General features: G+C 41.9%; 21 protein-coding genes and 1 tRNA gene. 8 read left to right on the top strand and 14 right to left on the bottom strand.

The annotated features are described in order from the left end of the window. Window positions 1–7: 7 nt before the first annotated feature. The 4 genes from FTU82_RS08290 (at window position 8) to FTU82_RS08275 (ending at window position 3,563) form a co-directional block, all read left to right on the top strand. Window positions 8–661 carry a hypothetical protein gene (locus tag FTU82_RS08290; RefSeq protein WP_074383325.1) on the top strand — a complete coding sequence of 218 codons (654 nt, stop codon included), beginning with the start codon at window positions 8–10 and terminating at the stop codon, window positions 659–661. 294 nt (window positions 662–955) lie between these two features. Further along, window positions 956–1,957: a lytic murein transglycosylase B gene (mltB, locus tag FTU82_RS08285; RefSeq protein WP_180086255.1), complete on the top strand. Its 1,002-nt coding sequence runs from the start codon at window positions 956–958 to the stop codon at window positions 1,955–1,957. Between the two features lie 290 nt (window positions 1,958–2,247). Beyond that, entirely contained in the window at window positions 2,248–2,862 is a 615-nt protein-coding gene (locus FTU82_RS08280) for a septal ring lytic transglycosylase RlpA family protein (RefSeq protein ID WP_005097531.1), read from the top strand. A 245-nt stretch (window positions 2,863–3,107) separates the two neighbouring features. Continuing rightward, window positions 3,108–3,563, top strand: a complete 456-nt coding sequence (locus FTU82_RS08275; RefSeq protein ID WP_005170152.1) for a DUF962 domain-containing protein — start codon at window positions 3,108–3,110, stop codon at window positions 3,561–3,563. 18 nt (window positions 3,564–3,581) lie between these two features. On the opposite strand, the gene FTU82_RS16405 is transcribed toward FTU82_RS08275, so the two are convergent. The 4 genes from FTU82_RS16405 to rpsB form a co-directional block, all read right to left on the bottom strand. After that, window positions 3,582–3,725 carry a DUF3465 domain-containing protein gene (locus FTU82_RS16405; protein WP_347929744.1) on the bottom strand — a complete coding sequence of 48 codons (144 nt, stop codon included), beginning with the start codon at window positions 3,723–3,725 and terminating at the stop codon, window positions 3,582–3,584. Next, on the bottom strand, window positions 3,691–3,795 hold the full coding sequence (locus FTU82_RS16400; RefSeq protein ID WP_373685566.1) for a DUF3465 domain-containing protein: 105 nt from the start codon (window positions 3,793–3,795) through the stop codon (window positions 3,691–3,693). Before FTU82_RS16400 ends, FTU82_RS16405 begins: the two co-directional genes overlap by 35 nt. Before the next feature lie 446 nt (window positions 3,796–4,241). Next, on the bottom strand, window positions 4,242–5,117 hold the full coding sequence (gene tsf / locus FTU82_RS08265) for a translation elongation factor Ts (RefSeq protein WP_005097533.1): 876 nt from the start codon (window positions 5,115–5,117) through the stop codon (window positions 4,242–4,244). Window positions 5,118–5,259: 142 nt separating this feature from the next. Then, a complete protein-coding gene (gene rpsB, locus FTU82_RS08260; protein WP_005097534.1) occupies window positions 5,260–6,006 on the bottom strand; it encodes a 30S ribosomal protein S2 in 747 nt (248 codons plus the stop codon). Window positions 6,007–6,477: 471 nt separating this feature from the next. Between rpsB and map the strand changes: the two genes are divergently transcribed. From map to FTU82_RS08245, 3 genes are all read left to right on the top strand, one after another. Beyond that, a complete protein-coding gene (map, locus tag FTU82_RS08255; RefSeq protein ID WP_005097535.1) occupies window positions 6,478–7,305 on the top strand; it encodes a type I methionyl aminopeptidase in 828 nt (275 codons plus the stop codon). A gap of 252 nt (window positions 7,306–7,557) precedes the next feature. Continuing rightward, complete coding sequence (locus tag FTU82_RS08250; RefSeq protein ID WP_100329034.1) at window positions 7,558–8,793, top strand: pyridoxal phosphate-dependent aminotransferase; 1,236 nt, start codon at window positions 7,558–7,560, stop codon at window positions 8,791–8,793. Window positions 8,794–9,078: 285 nt separating this feature from the next. Next, window positions 9,079–9,516: a PaaI family thioesterase gene (locus tag FTU82_RS08245; RefSeq protein WP_005097538.1), complete on the top strand. Its 438-nt coding sequence runs from the start codon at window positions 9,079–9,081 to the stop codon at window positions 9,514–9,516. 35 nt (window positions 9,517–9,551) lie between these two features. On the opposite strand, the gene FTU82_RS08240 is transcribed toward FTU82_RS08245, so the two are convergent. Next, a complete protein-coding gene (locus FTU82_RS08240) occupies window positions 9,552–10,007 on the bottom strand; it encodes a hypothetical protein (protein WP_100329035.1) in 456 nt (151 codons plus the stop codon). A gap of 236 nt (window positions 10,008–10,243) precedes the next feature. Between FTU82_RS08240 and FTU82_RS08235 the strand changes: the two genes are divergently transcribed. Next, window positions 10,244–10,319: transfer RNA gene (locus FTU82_RS08235), tRNA-Asn, on the top strand. Between the two features lie 91 nt (window positions 10,320–10,410). On the opposite strand, the gene FTU82_RS08230 is transcribed toward FTU82_RS08235, so the two are convergent. The 9 genes from FTU82_RS08230 to lepB all read right to left on the bottom strand — a co-directional run bounded on the left by FTU82_RS08230 (window position 10,411) and on the right by lepB (window position 16,662). Next, complete coding sequence (locus FTU82_RS08230; RefSeq protein WP_180101230.1) at window positions 10,411–11,244, bottom strand: DUF4198 domain-containing protein; 834 nt, start codon at window positions 11,242–11,244, stop codon at window positions 10,411–10,413. 136 nt (window positions 11,245–11,380) lie between these two features. Further along, on the bottom strand, window positions 11,381–12,034 hold the full coding sequence (locus FTU82_RS08225; protein ID WP_159138194.1) for a tRNA-(ms[2]io[6]A)-hydroxylase: 654 nt from the start codon (window positions 12,032–12,034) through the stop codon (window positions 11,381–11,383). Between the two features lie 13 nt (window positions 12,035–12,047). Continuing rightward, a complete protein-coding gene (gene pdxJ / locus FTU82_RS08220) occupies window positions 12,048–12,773 on the bottom strand; it encodes a pyridoxine 5'-phosphate synthase (protein ID WP_180101229.1) in 726 nt (241 codons plus the stop codon). 13 nt (window positions 12,774–12,786) lie between these two features. Next, entirely contained in the window at window positions 12,787–13,497 is a 711-nt protein-coding gene (locus FTU82_RS08215; protein WP_074383331.1) for a DNA repair protein RecO, read from the bottom strand. An 11-nt stretch (window positions 13,498–13,508) separates the two neighbouring features. Then, window positions 13,509–13,703, bottom strand: a complete 195-nt coding sequence (locus FTU82_RS08210; protein WP_005097547.1) for an NF038104 family lipoprotein — start codon at window positions 13,701–13,703, stop codon at window positions 13,509–13,511. 37 nt (window positions 13,704–13,740) lie between these two features. Beyond that, complete coding sequence (era, locus tag FTU82_RS08205) at window positions 13,741–14,769, bottom strand: GTPase Era (RefSeq protein ID WP_005097549.1); 1,029 nt, start codon at window positions 14,767–14,769, stop codon at window positions 13,741–13,743. Further along, a complete protein-coding gene (gene rnc, locus FTU82_RS08200) occupies window positions 14,769–15,467 on the bottom strand; it encodes a ribonuclease III (RefSeq protein WP_005097550.1) in 699 nt (232 codons plus the stop codon). Before rnc ends, era begins: the two co-directional genes overlap by 1 nt. Then, a complete protein-coding gene (locus FTU82_RS08195) occupies window positions 15,439–15,810 on the bottom strand; it encodes a DUF4845 domain-containing protein (RefSeq protein WP_005170117.1) in 372 nt (123 codons plus the stop codon). The genes rnc and FTU82_RS08195 overlap by 29 nt, the downstream gene beginning before the upstream one ends. Before the next feature lie 24 nt (window positions 15,811–15,834). Next, window positions 15,835–16,662, bottom strand: coding sequence for a signal peptidase I (gene lepB, locus FTU82_RS08190; protein ID WP_005097555.1), 828 nt, complete (start codon window positions 16,660–16,662; stop codon window positions 15,835–15,837). Between the last annotated feature and the right edge of the window lie 7 nt (window positions 16,663–16,669).

Genomic DNA, 16,669 nt, shown 5'->3' with positions numbered 1-16,669 from the left:
TTTAACAATGCCATTTTTTGGTTTTATTCCTTCTGCAGAGCTTTTAAATACAATTCAGACTGCACAACAAAATAAAAATTCAAATGAGCCGCTTTACCCACTTCGTGATAAAACCGCATTGATGATTAATGATGAAATTATTGATGCGATTCTCACGGAACTGGTGCGTCGTTTTCCTGCAAGTGATAAGCGCGATACTGCGGAAAAACTGGCGGGCTATATCAAGTCAACTGTGGCGGTATTGCTGAAACAGTTATTGAGCAAAGCGCCGAATGATGTGGTGAAGCAATCTATTGCTTTCTCTGAACGTAGTCTGTTTAAAGACCCTGAAGGACAAATCCGTATTGGTGAGTCGCTGGATGCCAATCTGGTGACCAATTTAAAACATCATTATGCGGAACTAAGAGCCGGTCAGAGTATCGACAAACAAATGTTTAGCAACCTGTATAAGCAGTTTGGTGAAGCGACGGTACGTCACTTTATGGTCGATTTTAATAAAACCTTAGATCTCGGCATGATCAAACGCAAGGCAGCAGATATTGGTGCTTCTGCTGTGATTAAGGCCATCAATATGGCTGCAGATAAAATCATTCTCAATCTGAACAAGGATGAGCTTCGCGCCATGGCTGAATATCATGACACCTTGTTCTATACAGAATAGGTCTGCATAGAATCATCTAAGAGTGATTTTTTGAAATTAGCCTGACTTCGGTCAGGCTTTTTTATGTTCAATGAAATAGCTTGTTACAGATAAGCAGCTCCACAAGGCAAACTGACGCAAAAACAACCAGTCTTTCACTATTTTTGTATATGCATCTAGGTCTCTTAATCATCCGAATGTTATCTTTAATCTGGTTTTTACAGCCTCATGATTGAAAAAATTTCTCAATCTTTTTCATGGCATGATTCAAATAACATTGCCCGCAACTTATCAAAAATTGGAAATCGTACCAAGATGTTGAAATCGAATTTTTATAAAAAATTTAAACAGCTTTCAATCGCATTGACCGCATTAGGTCTCAGCAGTTTCAGTCTGGCCAACGATTTCCAATCTCATCCCTCTTATGCCAGTTTTAAACAGACTGCCATGCAAAATTATGGGCTGAGTGCCCAGCAAGTCGATTCAGCCATGAACGGGGCGCGTAACCTGCCCAATATCATCAATATTATGAATCGTCCAGGTGAAAGCAAGCCTTGGTATTCTTATAAAACCAACTTTCTGGCTGAGTCGACCATTCAACGCGGTGTGCGCTTTAAACAGCAATATGCGGAAACGCTGAATCGCGCTGAACAGCAGTTTGGTGTACCACAGTCAATCATTCTCGGAATTTTAGGGGTAGAAACCGGCTTTGGAACCAATAAGGGTTCTTTTGTCACCCGTGATGCGCTGGCCACCTTAGGTTTTGGTTATGAGCGTCGTGCCCAGTATTTTCAAGATGAACTGGCGGCATTAATTGCCTGGTCTTATAAAGATGGCGTTTCAGCTTCTTCTATCGTCGGCTCTTATGCAGGTGCGGTCGGTTATCCACAATTCATGCCAAGTAATATTCCAAAATTCGGCGTGGACTACGATGGTAACGGACATATTGACCTGCGTAATTCAGCAGTAGATGCGATTGGCTCGATTGCCAACTATTTAGCCCAGCATGGCTGGCAGCGTAATCAACCGATTGCTTTTCCGGCCCGTTATAGTGGCTCGAACCCGGATGCGGTAATTGCCAAAGATCTGACTCAACCTAGCCCATATGGTTTGTTAAAAACACAAGGGATTAGCCCAATGAATCCTATTGTTCAAATTGACGATCTAGACTTGGTCAATGTAATTCAATTACAAGAAAATTATGGGCATATTTACTATATTACTTATCCAAATTTTCAAGTGATTACTACTTATAATCGCAGCCGAATGTATGCCACTGCATTGTGGTTATTAGGTACAGAAATTACTAGCCGTTAACATGAGAATTTAATACAAATTATTAAAGTCAACATTTTTATGAGTGATTATGAGCAAATATTGATCAATTTTAATATTGTGTTACAATATTGATCATATTTTAATCACTCATTGTTTATTTTAAGTTCTTTTTTAAACTATTTTAATTAAATACTAGACAGGATATTGCAGGCATGAATATTATCCATTTCGTTAAATGTAGTTGCATAAGTTAAATATCAGGCGTGTTTACATGGTTTTTCAGTTACTTATGAACAAATCCATGCGATATGCTGTTAGGAGTTGATTCGATGCATTCTTCAATTTTGAAGTATTTTATGGCTATTGCCACGATAGTCACACTGACGCAATCGCAGGCAGATATGGTTCCGTCATCTTCGTTTAATCACGAAAATGACAATTCGCGCCTTGCAACGCGTGTATTAAATAAAGAAGCTCAAAGCTTCAATTCAAATTTCACCAATTTGAACAGCCTTTCAATCACTGAGCGTTCTGGCGATAAAGTTCGCCGTGAAACCATTGCAGCGAAAATTGAAATTCCTGCAGAAGAGCCTTCAGTGATTGAAAAACTGAATACCGTGGCTTCTAATACTGTACGCAAGTTCAGTCAGACAGGTACAGCCTCTTGGTATGGTCGCCAGTTCCACGGCCGTAAAACTGCAAGCGGTGAAACCTTTGACATGAATGCAATGACTGCTGCTCATCGTAGCCTGCCATTGAACTGTTATATTCGTGTGACCAATAGAAATAATGGTAAAAGCGTAGTGGTTAAAGTCAATGACCGCGGCCCATTCCATGGTAACCGTGTCGTCGATTTATCTTATGGCGCAGCGAAGAAACTCGGCATTACCAATGCCGGTGTTGGCAATGTCAGTATTGAGCGTGTCGCTGGTCCAAATTCTTAAGATTTAACTTGCAATATATTTAACCAAAAGCCACAGTAATGTGGCTTTTTTATTAACTTCAAGTTATAGAAAAATGACAATCAATCTATAGTTCCTCTTATCTCCGGCTACCTGTCCATTACAGCTTGAATGTTGCAAATTCGCCAAATAAAATTCACGTTCTGGCACGATTAACTTTTGACCAAACCTAGATTCTGCTTTATATTTTCAGGCAAGCACAACGTATTCATGGAATGGAGCGAATAATGAAAACAATATCTGAATGGCTGGATGAATATAGTGACAGTCATCAAAACAAAACCAATAAGCTGATTCACTGGGTCTGCGTACCGACTATCTATTTTTCGATTATTGGCATTATTGCGCACTTTAGTGCTTTACTGACCGCCCTTCTGCTGGCTCTGGCTTTTATTTTCTATGCCCGACTAGATATTGTTTTGGCAGTTGCAATGGCTGCTTTAACATTGATCATGGCCTGGCTAATCTGGATTCTGCCAGTCGGTGCCGGTTTTTATATTGGCCTATTTGTTTTTGCCTGGATTGGTCAGTTTTATGGCCACAAAGTGGAAGGCAAAAAGCCATCTTTCTTTAAAGACCTTCAATTCCTTCTTATTGGCCCGATTTGGTGCATGGATGCTTATTTAGCTAAAGTAGCACCTTCCTGGAAAAGTCGCCAGATACGAGACATGAAGAGCATTTAGCAGCATTCTTCATTTTTTCTAATGAGAAGAACCTTCTTGATAGGTTCTTCCTTGATGTTTTAACCGGCCATACACATGTTTTCGGGCACAATCATGATGCATCCAGTGCGCCACATCCCCCTTCTCGCTATTTATATTCACTATAAAATTCGACAATATCATCTTTTTGAATCGAACCAATGCCGGGTGCGGAATCGATATTATATGTCACCAATACAATTTGATCATTCAAGCATGAACTCTTAATAGCGTGATCCTTTATGATCATCACCTAACGTTGCAATCATTGTTCGATAAGATCGAACCCCAATAGCACCCTGATGATGTTGAAAAGCAGTCTAAATTTTATTGAGATCATCTTGAGACATAGCTTCAAAATGAGTGTCGGTGTGGCGACTTGGCTGACTTTGTGTTAAGGAGCTCCACTCAAACTGGTTTTGCTAGGTATCAACACAGATATACAGCAATCAATAAGCAATCATCGCCCCAATACCCATGTCGGTTTTATATGCGCTATTAATGATTTTCAATTCTTTAAATTTCGTTGATTTTATCACGCGTACTTTCTAAGCAAACTCGCATTTTCCAAGAAAAACTACCGCTTTCGACTTATTGTATTTTTATGCAGATATAAAAAAAGCCCCACAAAGTGGAGCTTCTTTATAATTCGTTACCGAATTATTGAGCAGCAGCCTGAGCAGCAGCAACTTCTTCTGCGAAACTCATTTCAGCTTTCTTCTCGATACCTTCACCAACTTCGAAACGAACGAATTCAGCTACAGTAGTACCTGTTGCTTTAAGAACGTCAGCAACTTTCTTGTCGTTGTCGATTACGTACATTTGACGCTCAAGAACAACTTCGTTCAAGTATTTCTCAACAGAACCCACAACCATCTTCTCAACGATGTTTGCTGGCTTGCCAGATTCAAGTGCTTTCGCTTCAGCAATTTCTTTCTCTTTCGCGATAAGCTCAGCAGAAACACCTTCAGCATTTACAGCGACTGGGTTGAACGCAGCAACGTGCATTGCCAAGCCTTTACCAGTTGCTTCATCACCAGTATAAGAAACAACAACACCGATACGAAGACCGTGTTTGTAAACTGCAAGGTTAGCACCTTCAACAATTTTCGCACGACGTACTTGGATGTTTTCACCGATTTTTTGAACAAGAGCGATACGCGCTTCTTCTACAGTTGCACCATCTTCTAGTTTCAATTCAGCGATTTGAGCAGGATCAGTTACGTTTGCAGCAAGTGCAGCAGCCGCAACTTTCGCAGAGAAACCAGCAAAGTTTTCATCTTTTGCAACGAAGTCAGTCTGGCAGTTTACTTCTAAAAGAAGTGCTTTGTTGCCTTCTTGAGCAATCGTGATCGCGCCATCAGCAGCGATGTTACCCGCTTTTTTAGCAGCTTTCGCTTGACCAGATTTACGTAGGTTATCGATCGCTAATTCAACGTCGCCGCCCGCCTCTGTCAAAGCTTTTTTACATTCCATCATTGCAAGACCAGTACGATCGCGCAATTCTTTAACCATGCTTGCTGTAACTGCAGTCATGTTTATCTCCTAAATTCGGTAGAAAATGAATTCTTTTTAGAACAGAAACGGCCCAGAGGAGTTCTCATGGGCCGCCTGCATACATAACGCTTACTTTGCCACCATCACATGTCGCAAAAATGACAAGCTTGCGTCAAACGCATTAAGCCTCAGAAGCTGGAGCTTCTTCTGCTTTAGCTTGTGCATTCGCTTGTGATTGAGCATATTCTTTACCAGCAAGAATCGCATCAGCCATAGCAGAAGCATACAGTGTTACTGCACGGATCGCATCATCGTTACCCGGAATAACGTAATCTACGTTGTCTGGGTTAGAGTTTGTATCAACGATACCGATTACAGGAATACCAAGGTTCTTTGCTTCTTTGATTGCAATTGCTTCGTGATCAACGTCGATTACGAATAATGCGTCAGGTAAACCACCCATGTTTTTCACGCCGCCAAGACCGCGTTCAAGTTTTTCCATCTCACGAGTACGTTCTAAAGCTTCACGTTTAGTTAGCTTAAGGAAAGTACCGTCTTGAGATTGAGTTTGAAGGTCTTTTAGACGATTGATAGATTGGCGAAGTGTTTTCCAGTTCGTCAACATACCACCTAACCAGCGGTGATCAACATATGGTTGACCAGCACGTTGCGCTTGTTCACGGATGATTGCAGAAGCTGCGCGCTTAGTACCAACAAACAAAACTTTGTTCTTTTTGCTCGCCAAGTTGTTAGCAAAGTTCAAAGCATCATTTAACGCAGGAACAGTGTGCTCAAGGTTGATGATGTGAATTTTGTTACGCGCACCAAAGATGTAATCGCGCATTTTTGGGTTCCAAAAACGTGTTTGGTGACCAAAGTGTGCGCCTGCTTGTAGAAGGTCGCGCATGCCTACGTTGTAATCTGCCATTTTCTTTACCTTAAAGTTTGGGTTAGGCCTCCATATACCCGCATTCTCCACCCAAGGGATTGCTGTCATTTTATCAGTGGTTGCGACAGAGGACATTTTTTAGCGATACAAGGCATGAATAGTGAGATTTAACATTCTAAATAAACTATTCATAACGCAGTAGCGTCAAAAAACGTCCCTGTCCCGAAGGGTTGTAGCTAAAATCCCCTCATACTTCGTTATGAAACTCGATAAGGGAATACCATTACCATCGTTTCATGCCTCGCATGACGAAATTTTAGCTGACAACGCAACTCACATATAAAGTGACAACAATCCCTAGAAGCACCCAGAGTAATGTGTCGATATATGTGCGGATTTTTTGTCCCATCGCACAAAGCCCGTGAAATTTATTCACGAAAAAGCATTTGATAAAATGGGCGGCTATTTATACCATAGTCACACACAAATTTCCAAAAGTTTTTAGAGATCATGAACAACACTTACCAAGCGCCACGTCGACTTATCAAAACCCCTGACGAAATTGAAAAAATGCGTGTGGCAGGGCGACTGGCGGCAGAAGTATTGGATATGATCAAACCGCATATTGTTCCAGGTGTTACTACGCTAGAACTTGATACGATTTGTCATGACTATATTGTTAACCAACAACAAGCCATTCCAGCCTGCTTAGGTTATGGTGCAGCACCAGGTCGGCCTGCTTTCCAGCATGTGATTTGCACTTCTGTGAATCATGTGGTGTGTCACGGCATTCCATCGGATAGCAAAAAATTGAAAAAAGGTGACATTCTGAATATCGATGTCACTGTGATTAAAGATGGCTATCATGGCGATACCAACATGATGTACATCGTCGGTGGTGAAACGTCTATTCTTGCTAACCGTCTATGTAAAGTAGCACAAGAAGCCATGTACCGGGGTATTGAAACTGTAAAACCAGGGTCAACCATTGGTGATATTGGCCACGTGATTCAAAAATATGTCGAATCTGAACGTTTTGGTGTGGTACGTGAATATTGTGGTCATGGAATTGGCACGACTTTCCATGACGAACCGCAAGTATTGCATTACGGCCAGCCAGATACCGGGATGATTTTAGAAGAAGGCATGACTTTTACCATTGAGCCTATGGTGAATGGTGGCGACTGGAAAACCAAATTACTGGGTGATAAATGGACGGTGGTCACCAAAGACCATTCATTGTCAGCACAGTATGAACATACCCTGCTCGTCACTAAAACAGGGGTTGAAATCTTAACCGCGCGTCCGGATGAAGATCTGTCACGCTTTAATAAATAAGTACCAAGACAACACCACAAAATGGTCACTATAAAGTGGCCATTTTTAGTTTATATTGACTGGCTTATGGGGGTTTACTTGATAACTCAAGCCTTTTAACTGTTGTCCCTTGGCATCGGAGTTCAAGATAAAGCTCTGCAAGTACACCATTTTTTCCTCAAAGTTTTCCAAATTCTTTTGCCCCATGCCTCGCATTTTAAGCTAAGATAATGTGCTTTTTATTTTTTAATCCCTATAAGAAGGAATACTGCCGTGGACGTACGTCTCTCTGATCGTGTAAATGCCATCAAACCGTCCCCAACGCTTGCTGTGACCAACAAAGCTGCTGAATTAAAAGCTGCAGGTCATAATGTTATTGGTTTGGGCGCAGGTGAGCCAGATTTTGATACACCGCAACACATCAAAGATGCAGCAATTGCAGCGATTAACAACGGTTTCACCAAATACACCGCTGTTGACGGTACGCCAGGTCTTAAAAAAGCCATTATTGCTAAATTGAAACGTGACAATAACCTAGACTACGCAGCAAACCAGATTCTGGTTTCTTGTGGTGGTAAACAATCATTCTTTAACCTGTCTTTGGCTTTGTTGAACAAAGGTGATGAAGTTATCATTCCTGCACCTTTCTGGGTCAGCTACCCGGATATGGTGATCATCGCTGAAGGCGTACCTGTGATTGTGAAATGTGGTGAAGAACAGCGTTTCAAAATCACACCTGAACAACTAGAAGCTGCCATCACCGACAAAACACGTTTAGTGGTATTGAACAGTCCCTCTAACCCGACTGGCATGATCTACACCAAAGAAGAACTTCTTGCTTTGGCTGAGGTACTGCGTAAATACCCTGAAGTATTCATCGCGTCTGATGACATGTATGAACCGATTCGTTGGGAAGATGAGTTCTATAACATCGCCACTGTTGCACCAGACCTGTATGACCGTACGATCGTGTTAAACGGTGTGTCTAAAGCCTATGCAATGACTGGCTGGCGTATTGGCTATGCAGCGGGCCCTGCTAAACTGATCGGTGCGATGAAAAAAATCCAGTCACAATCTACTTCTAACCCAACTTCTATTTCACAAGTTGCTGCCGAAGCTGCATTGAATGGTCCTCAAGATGTACTTGAGCCAATGATTGAAGCATTCAAACGTCGTCATGACTTGGTTGTGAAAGGCTTGAATGACATCAATGGTATTTCTTGCTTACCTGCGGATGGCGCATTCTATGCATACGCAAACATCAAGCCGTTGATTCGTGCCAAAGGTCTTAAATCTTGCACAGAATTCTCTGCTTGGTTACTGGAAGAAACTGGCGTTGCCGTTGTTCCTGGCGATGCATTCGGTCTAGGCGGTTTCATGCGTATTTCTTATGCAACTGCGGATGAAGTGTTGGTTGATGCACTTGCGCGTATCAAGAAAGCTGCTGATTCAATCGAAGGCGTTGACGCTGCGATTGCTTCAATCAAAGCTGAAAAAGCGGCACAATAATCAATTCGCTTGATTTAAAAACCCGCGTTGATCGCGGGTTTTTTTATGCCATTCCAAGATGCTTTTGATAACGTATTTTAAGCAGATCAAACAAATGATCGCAGCCAAATTCTTATCCTACATATCGGATTAAAAGTAATTATTTTAAACAAAATAACTTTTAACCCTCCAAGATAACAATTACCTTCGGCAACATCTCATTAAAAAATATGTCACTTGCTATTATTGATGTTTCACTTTTAAATAAAATCGAAACAGCTAAAGAATAATCACAGGAAAAGCAGAATGAATCCAAAAGAAATGAACGGTTTGGCCTTATTACAAGCGATGCGAGATGGGAAAATTCCCGCTCCAAGCATTAGCGAAACCATGTCGATGCAACCTGCCGTTATCCAAAGCGGATACGTAGAATTTAAAGTCAAAGCCGATCACCGGCATTTAAATCCGCTTGGTGGCGTGCATGGTGGTTTTGCAGCAACTGTTTTAGACACGGTGACAGGCTGTGCGATTCATACTTTACTCGAAGCAGAGGTCGGTTATGGCACGATTGATCTGAATGTTAAAATGTGCCGACCAATTCCTCGAGATCAGCAGCTTAAAGCGACCGGACAATCAATTAACCTCAGTAAAAATCTGGGTATTGCTGAAGGTCGGATTCTGGATGAAGAAGGCCGTTTATATGCCCATGCCACTGCGACCTGTATGATTATTCGCCCTGAATAACCAAGAGAACCTGTGGCCAGCATTCAATCGATGACCTAAGCAATATTGCCCTTCGTCTGTCCGGCTTGAACACAGGCGATCTGTGGTCGGCTTAAGCCCTGAAACTCAAAATAATGCTTGGACACATTGGCCAGCTCTACATCTTGTATTTGCGCTGTCGATGCCTGCCAAGCTTTGGATTGATTGGTACCGGTCAAAAGATTACCTGAAATGGCATAGATATATAATTCTTTGCTTTGCTCTTTCAGATAATCGGCATTTAAAAACACTTCAAAGCTAAATTGACGTTCAGTTTCTACCAACCATTTTTCTGCAAACCATAATTGCAGCAAATCACCTAGATACAAGGATTTTTGCGCCAAGGGCCATAGCTTGATATGAGCATCTGTAACAGGAATATAATACTGTGCTGGATCTGCAATAATCTGCAGATAGTTTTCTTGATAATAAGTGAGTTGAGAGAAAATTTGAGGGATGCTGAGCGTATTCATTCGCTGTCTCCGGTTTAGCCATTTTTGTGCTGGCAAGTAGGTTTAAATCCACACTGTTTGACCATTTGGTCAAACGACTTTATGGTTTTAATCTAGCAAGTGAAATTTATTCTGACAAGTATTTTTCGTAAAATTTATGTAATTGTCTAAATTAAAAACAGACAGGCTGAATTTGTTATAAATATGACAGTTTTTGCTTGACCCCTGTCAAAATCCCTCTATAATCGCTTTCAGATTCTCCAATAGCTCAGTCGGTAGAGCGACGGACTGTTAATCCGCAGGTCCCTGGTTCGAGCCCAGGTTGGAGAGCCAAATACTAAAAAGCCCACTCATAACGAAGTGGGCTTTTTTTCGTTTAATATTTTATAAAACGAGCCTGAATGATTTCAGGCTCGTTTTTGGCTTAATCCATCACATTAAAAGCCAAGGTATATTTATAATGCTTTAAATCATTCTTTTTTATTTCGAAAGGCTGCTGATAATCAATTTTCATTAAGTACTGGCCTTTTTCCTGCATATTAAAGTTGAGTAACCCTTGCGCATCTGTTGTGAGCGCTTTATAGATTTTTTTATCACGACTAAAATCTGTCGTTTGTGCCAAAATCTCAACGTTTAAATTCGCAACTCCTTTTTTATCATCCAGTACTTTCAATTGAATCGCTTGAGATTTTTTAAATGCATTTGGATGCGTGATAAATTGAACATCAAAGCCAGCATGGATATGCTGAATGACCTGATTCGACGTCACACGCCGTGAGACAAAGGTTTCAATAATATCGATAGTCTGCACAGTTTTCTGTGGCATGTTTTTCTTCAGCGCTTGCTGATAAATCACATTTTGATTGGTGGCTTGATTGGCCTTTGGGACAGCACTTAGAACCATTTTCCATTTTTGAGCAACCTGTGCATACTTTAGGCTATTCCCCTGTTTCTCGCCACGAATCCGATAGGTACCCTCTTGTTTATTTTCCAGACTATAACTACTTAGGGTTTGTGTTTTGGTCCATGCATCATCTGCAAGATAAATCTTTTGGCCTGTAGGCGTATGATAATGAAACTTAAAGTTTTTAATCGCCACTTCCGAGGCAAATGGATTGTCATAAAAGCCAGATACAATCGCGGTGTGATTGTTAAAAGTTTGATAACTTAGTGGGGCAACATAAGGATAGTGTGCAAAGACTGTATTGCTGATCGCTCCCAAGATCAAAAAAGGCATGACTTTTACCAGCTTATTCATTATTTCATCATCGTTATTAAGAAATCTGCTGTATTTTATGGATTAAGCCTGTAGATGTAAATAATTCTCATTTATATATTTGCTCCGGATATAAAAAGTCCCCCATGAATGGAGGATTTTTAAATATTCACTGCAATTAAGCCGCTTGAGCCGGAACACCGCTATGGAAACGGAAAGTGTCATCTGGTGTCAGAATCAGCTGCTTTTCAACGTTACGAATATGATCAATCCGGCTTTGAATATCCTCTTGCGGATTTTTCAATTTTGCCGTGGTCGCCACATCCATCGCCAAAGCCAGATAGTCCTCAAAGTGACGAGATTCAGACTTAAGCAAGTAACGGTAATAACGTGCCAACTCATCATCCACACGCGAAGCCAGCGCGTAGAAACGCTCACAAGAGCGTGCTTCCACAAAAGCACCAATCACCAAGACATCAATCAAGGCTTCAGGTTCAAAAGTCCGGATTTCTTTGCGCAAGCCACCGGCATAACGCCCTGCACTCAAATTCTGCCAGGCCTGACCGCGCTTGTTCATCAGTTCAAGCACTTGTTCATAATGCAGCATTTCTTCACGCACTAACTGCGCAAGCTTCACCTGTAAATCGACAAAGTAACTATAGCGAAACATCAGGTTCATGGCCGTGCTGGCTGCTTTTTTCTCACAATTAGCATGATCTTGCATCAAGATTTCAAGATTTTCGACTGCCACATTCAGCCATGCCTTGGGCGTTTCACACCCCAGGAAAGCAATCACCGGCTGCATCAGTTCATCATAATTAATATTTGACATAACGATTCTGATCTTAACGTGCTGACTTAATCACAGCTTTCATTTGCTGAACAGCTTGTGCCAGACCTACAAATACAGCATCTGCAATTAATGAGTGGCCAATATTAAGTTCATGAATTTGTGGAATCGCCGCAATTGGCGTTACATTATCGAGGTTTAAACCATGACCGGCATTCACTACCAGACCTTTCGATGCGGCATATTCAGCGCATTTAATAATGCGCTCAAGCTCAGTCTGCTGGGCTTCAGGCGTTTCTGCATCGGCATAAGCCCCAGTATGAATCTCGATGGTCGGTGCACCACAAGCAACTGCTGCATCAATTTGGGCAAAGTCGGCATCAATAAACAAAGACACATCACAACCAATCGCCGCCAGTTCTTGCGTAGCTGCTTTGACTGATTCGAAATGGGTCACCACATCCAGACCACCTTCAGTGGTGACTTCCTGACGTTTTTCAGGGACAAAACAGACATGATGCGGTTTAATTTCCTTGGCAAAAGCGACCATCTCATCTGTTACCGCCAGCTCGAGGTTCATACGGGTTTTCAGTGCAGGACGCATACGACGCACATCTTCATCCTGAATGTGACGACGGTCTTCACGCAAGTGCAAGGTAATGCCCTCTGCCCCGGCCTGCTCACAGATCAATGCAGCATTGACTGGGTCTGGGTACGTTGTACCACGTGCTTGTCTTAATGTTGCGACATGGTCAATATTGACACCAAGTAATGCAGCCATAATTTTTTCCTAACTACGTTTGAGATTGAGAGTTTTGAATCCAGAGTTGCCGACTTTTTAATGGTCGATCACCCAATAAGGCCGTGATCACCTGTCGATACAGTTTCGTCAACAATTGTAACTGTTCCGGATTAAAATCCCCACCATTTTCATGATCTAGCATACTTAAAATCTGCTGACCTGACATGGTAGAGCGTAATGCTTTGGCCGATGGCATAAAACCGGCATTGAGCTGAAAATAATAGTGTTGTAACGGATCGATTTGTACCTGATGAGCATCTAGGGAAAAATCCAGACCATAACCGAGTTCTTCCAGCAAGATATGTTCAAATTGCCGCAAAATCTGTTTTAAGTATAAATTGGGATTAGATTGTTCTGATAATTGCTGCAATGCAGTTAATGTCTCTGCATATTTGGCAAAGGTTTGCGGCATTTCCACTTCTAGGGGGCACAAACGCAACAGGACTTCATTCAGATAAAAGCCTGAAAAAAAGGCATCGCCAAAAAAGAAAATCGGCTGATTGACAATTTCCAGTTTGGTAAAGTTTTTGAGTTCTGATTTTCCGGTGGCTTGCAAACTGATGGGCTGATATTGCGGCGGCGGTGTTTGCCGGAGAATGCCATCCATACGACCGTATTCCTGGGTAAATAAATGCACAATATGGCTGCGCTCACGGTACTTACGATGATGAATCAGATAACCATGCAGTACTTCGTTACGCATAAGCGGACACTTTAATCCTTATCTTTTTTTGATTTTTTATCATCGTCGTCATCTCCATCCGGGATGACTGCGCCCACAACAGCCGCAGTGCCTTTGACTGCGACTTTTGTGGTTTTATAAGCCACCTTGACAGGAACCGTGACCACTTTATGGATACAGCCTTGCAAGAATAAAACACATGCAAGCACTGCCAACACTTTCATCATCACGAAATTCCTTAAAGGGGCTTATTAATTTTATAACTTAGATATCGCTATAACCTAAGCTTTTCAATGCACGTTCATCATCAGACCAGCCGCCTTTGACTTTCACCCAAAGGGTCAGCATGATTTTCTGTTCGAACATTTTTTCCATGTCGAGACGTGCATCCATACCGATTTTTTTCAGCTTAACGCCTTTCTCACCAATCACAATGGCTTTTTGGCTTGGACGATCGACAAAAATCGTAGCATCAATATAGGTACAGGCCGGCTTCATACGACCAGTCTTTTCATTCATCACTGGCTGTTCAGTTTTGAATGATTCAATCTGCACGGTTAAATCATATGGCAGTTCTTCACCCAGCTGACGCATGATCTTTTCACGAATAATTTCAGAAGCCAGGAAACGCTCTGAACGGTCAGTTAGTTGATCCAGGGAGTACAATGGCGGCTGGAACGGCAGATACTTGGCAATCGTGTCACGTAAATGCTCAAGATTGGCACCACGAAGTGCAGAAACAGGTACGATTTCCGCAAAGTTCATCAGCTTTTCGCGCTCACGAATCAGTGGTAAAGCTTCGTTCTTGTTCTCAAAAGTATCTAATTTGTTGATCACCAGAATCACCGGCATTTCAGCATTTTTCAGCTTTTCCAGTACCAGATCATCATTCGGCGTCCACTTCTGTGCATCCACCACAAACAAAACCAGATTCACATCACGTAAAGCCGAATGGGCAGCACGGTTCATCATTTTATTGATGGCACGTACTTCCTTTTTATGCATCCCCGGCGTATCCACGAATACCGCCTGAGACTTTTCACGCGAATCAATCCCGACAATTTTATGCCGTGTAGTTTGCGGTTTACGTGAGGTAATTGAGAGTTTCTGACCCAAAATATGGTTCATTAAGGTAGATTTACCCACATTCGGGCGACCTACAATAGCGACAAAACCACTGCGATAATCCGACGGAATTTCGGTGCCTTGTGCGCTAAAAAATTGATTTACCAGGTCGTGACTGTCGCTTTGCGACTCGTGATCAGCATCAATGTGATCGGAATGAGTAGTCATTAAGACTTATGCTCCAAAAGTTTTAAAATATCTGCCGCAACGGCTTGTTCAGCAAAACGTCGGCTGGCGCCTTCACCCTGCATGGTCGGTAATCCCTCAATCTCACATTCCACTTTAAAATGCTGATTAGGGGCATCACCTTGAATATCTACAACCTCGTAAACTGGGAGAGGTTTCTTACGTGCTTGTAGATACTCTTGTAAACGTGATTTAGGGTCTTTAAGCTGATCGGTCGGCTCAATATGATCCAAATACGGTTCATACCATTTTAACACAATCGGCTCTAACACAGTGAGATCAGCGCAATCCACATAGATTGCGCCAATAATGGCTTCTACAGTATCTGCCAGTATAGACTCGCGATGATGACCGCCAGATTTCAATTCACCGGTACTGAGAATTAAACTCTGACTGAGTTTTAAATCATTGGCGATTTTCCCCAATGCTTCCTGTCGAACCAAGGTGGCACGCATACGCGTCAGCCGGCCTTCGTTTTCGCTTGGGTAGGCAGTGAAGAGATAATTCGCAATGATCATCCCTAAAAGAGAATCGCCTAGAAATTCTAGGCGTTCATAGTTTTGTTTATGACTGACTGAACGATGGGTCAGTGCCAGCTTGAGCAGTTCAGCTTGTTTAAACTGATAACCGATCCGTCTGGCAAGACGTTCATCATTGAGTTTTGACTGCGCTTTGATCAAAATTTTTCTCAAACTTCATCACTAAATCGATATTCATTATGAAATTTTTACGAATTTCATAATTCTTGTGTATCTGCAAACCATCGGTATGGATAACTTTGGCAATTTCATCAAACTTCAGATCGCGAATATTATTCATTGATAAACGCTGATCCATCTGCTGACGGAATTTTTCTGGTGTTATATTGGCTGGCGCACTTTTTAACAGCGCCTCAATTTCACCATCGACCATACGATCATCAAAGTAGGGTCCCCACACTGCAATCGCTACTTTGGCTAGAAATGCAAACCCCACGATTGCAAATAAAATCCCAATATACGAAGCACCTTGTTGATGTCTCATTTTTTATTTTCCTGATTGAAACAATTAATCGATTGTCCCGTTGCGACCAAACGATGGCAATTTAAAGCCAGGTTCTTTATGCATCCAGATATAGAATGCACGACCTGTTAAGTTTTCTTCCGGAACAAGCCCCCAGAAACGGCTGTCAGCACTCTGATCGCGATTATCCCCCATCGCAAAGTAATGACCTTCTGGCACCTTTACTTCCCAATATAAACCATTTTCACTTGAATATTTACCATTTTCCACAAAGTTAATATAAGGCGCCTGACGCGCGACATTGACCCCTTCCAGCTCACGCATGGTAAAGCTATGCTGACCTAAAGTTTCTTTATGATAAATGGCATTGGGTGTATCCAGACGATCTTTTTCACGGCTAAATTCCACTGGAACTTTCGCTACTTGTTCACCATTGATGCTCAACTGACCATGATCATAGACAATATGATCACCGGGTAAACCAATAATACGCTTGATATAACTGATGGTCGGTTGTGGTGGATAACGGAATACTGCCACATCACCACGCTCTGGACTGCCAGTATCAATAATTTTAGTGTTGACCATAGGCAGTTTCACCCCATAGTCAAATTTATTCACCAGAATAAAGTCCCCAGTTTCCAGGGTTGGCACCATTGAATCCGATGGAATATTAAACGGTTCAAACAAGAACGAACGCAGCACCAGTACAATCGTCAGTACTGGCCAAAAGTCATAAGCCCAGGTAATGATAAAATTTTCATTGCCCTTGCCGCGAGTTTGTCTTTGTTTCAGGACAAACTTGTCAAGCAACCACAGTGCGACAAAAAACAGCGTCGCAGGAACAAGAATCAAATTAAAATCAAAATCCATGGGCTTA

This window comes from Acinetobacter sp. YH12151 (genome assembly GCF_013418355.1).
Classification (GTDB): domain Bacteria; phylum Pseudomonadota; class Gammaproteobacteria; order Pseudomonadales; family Moraxellaceae; genus Acinetobacter; species Acinetobacter pseudolwoffii.
This window is presented reverse-complemented; position numbering and strand designations above follow the sequence as displayed.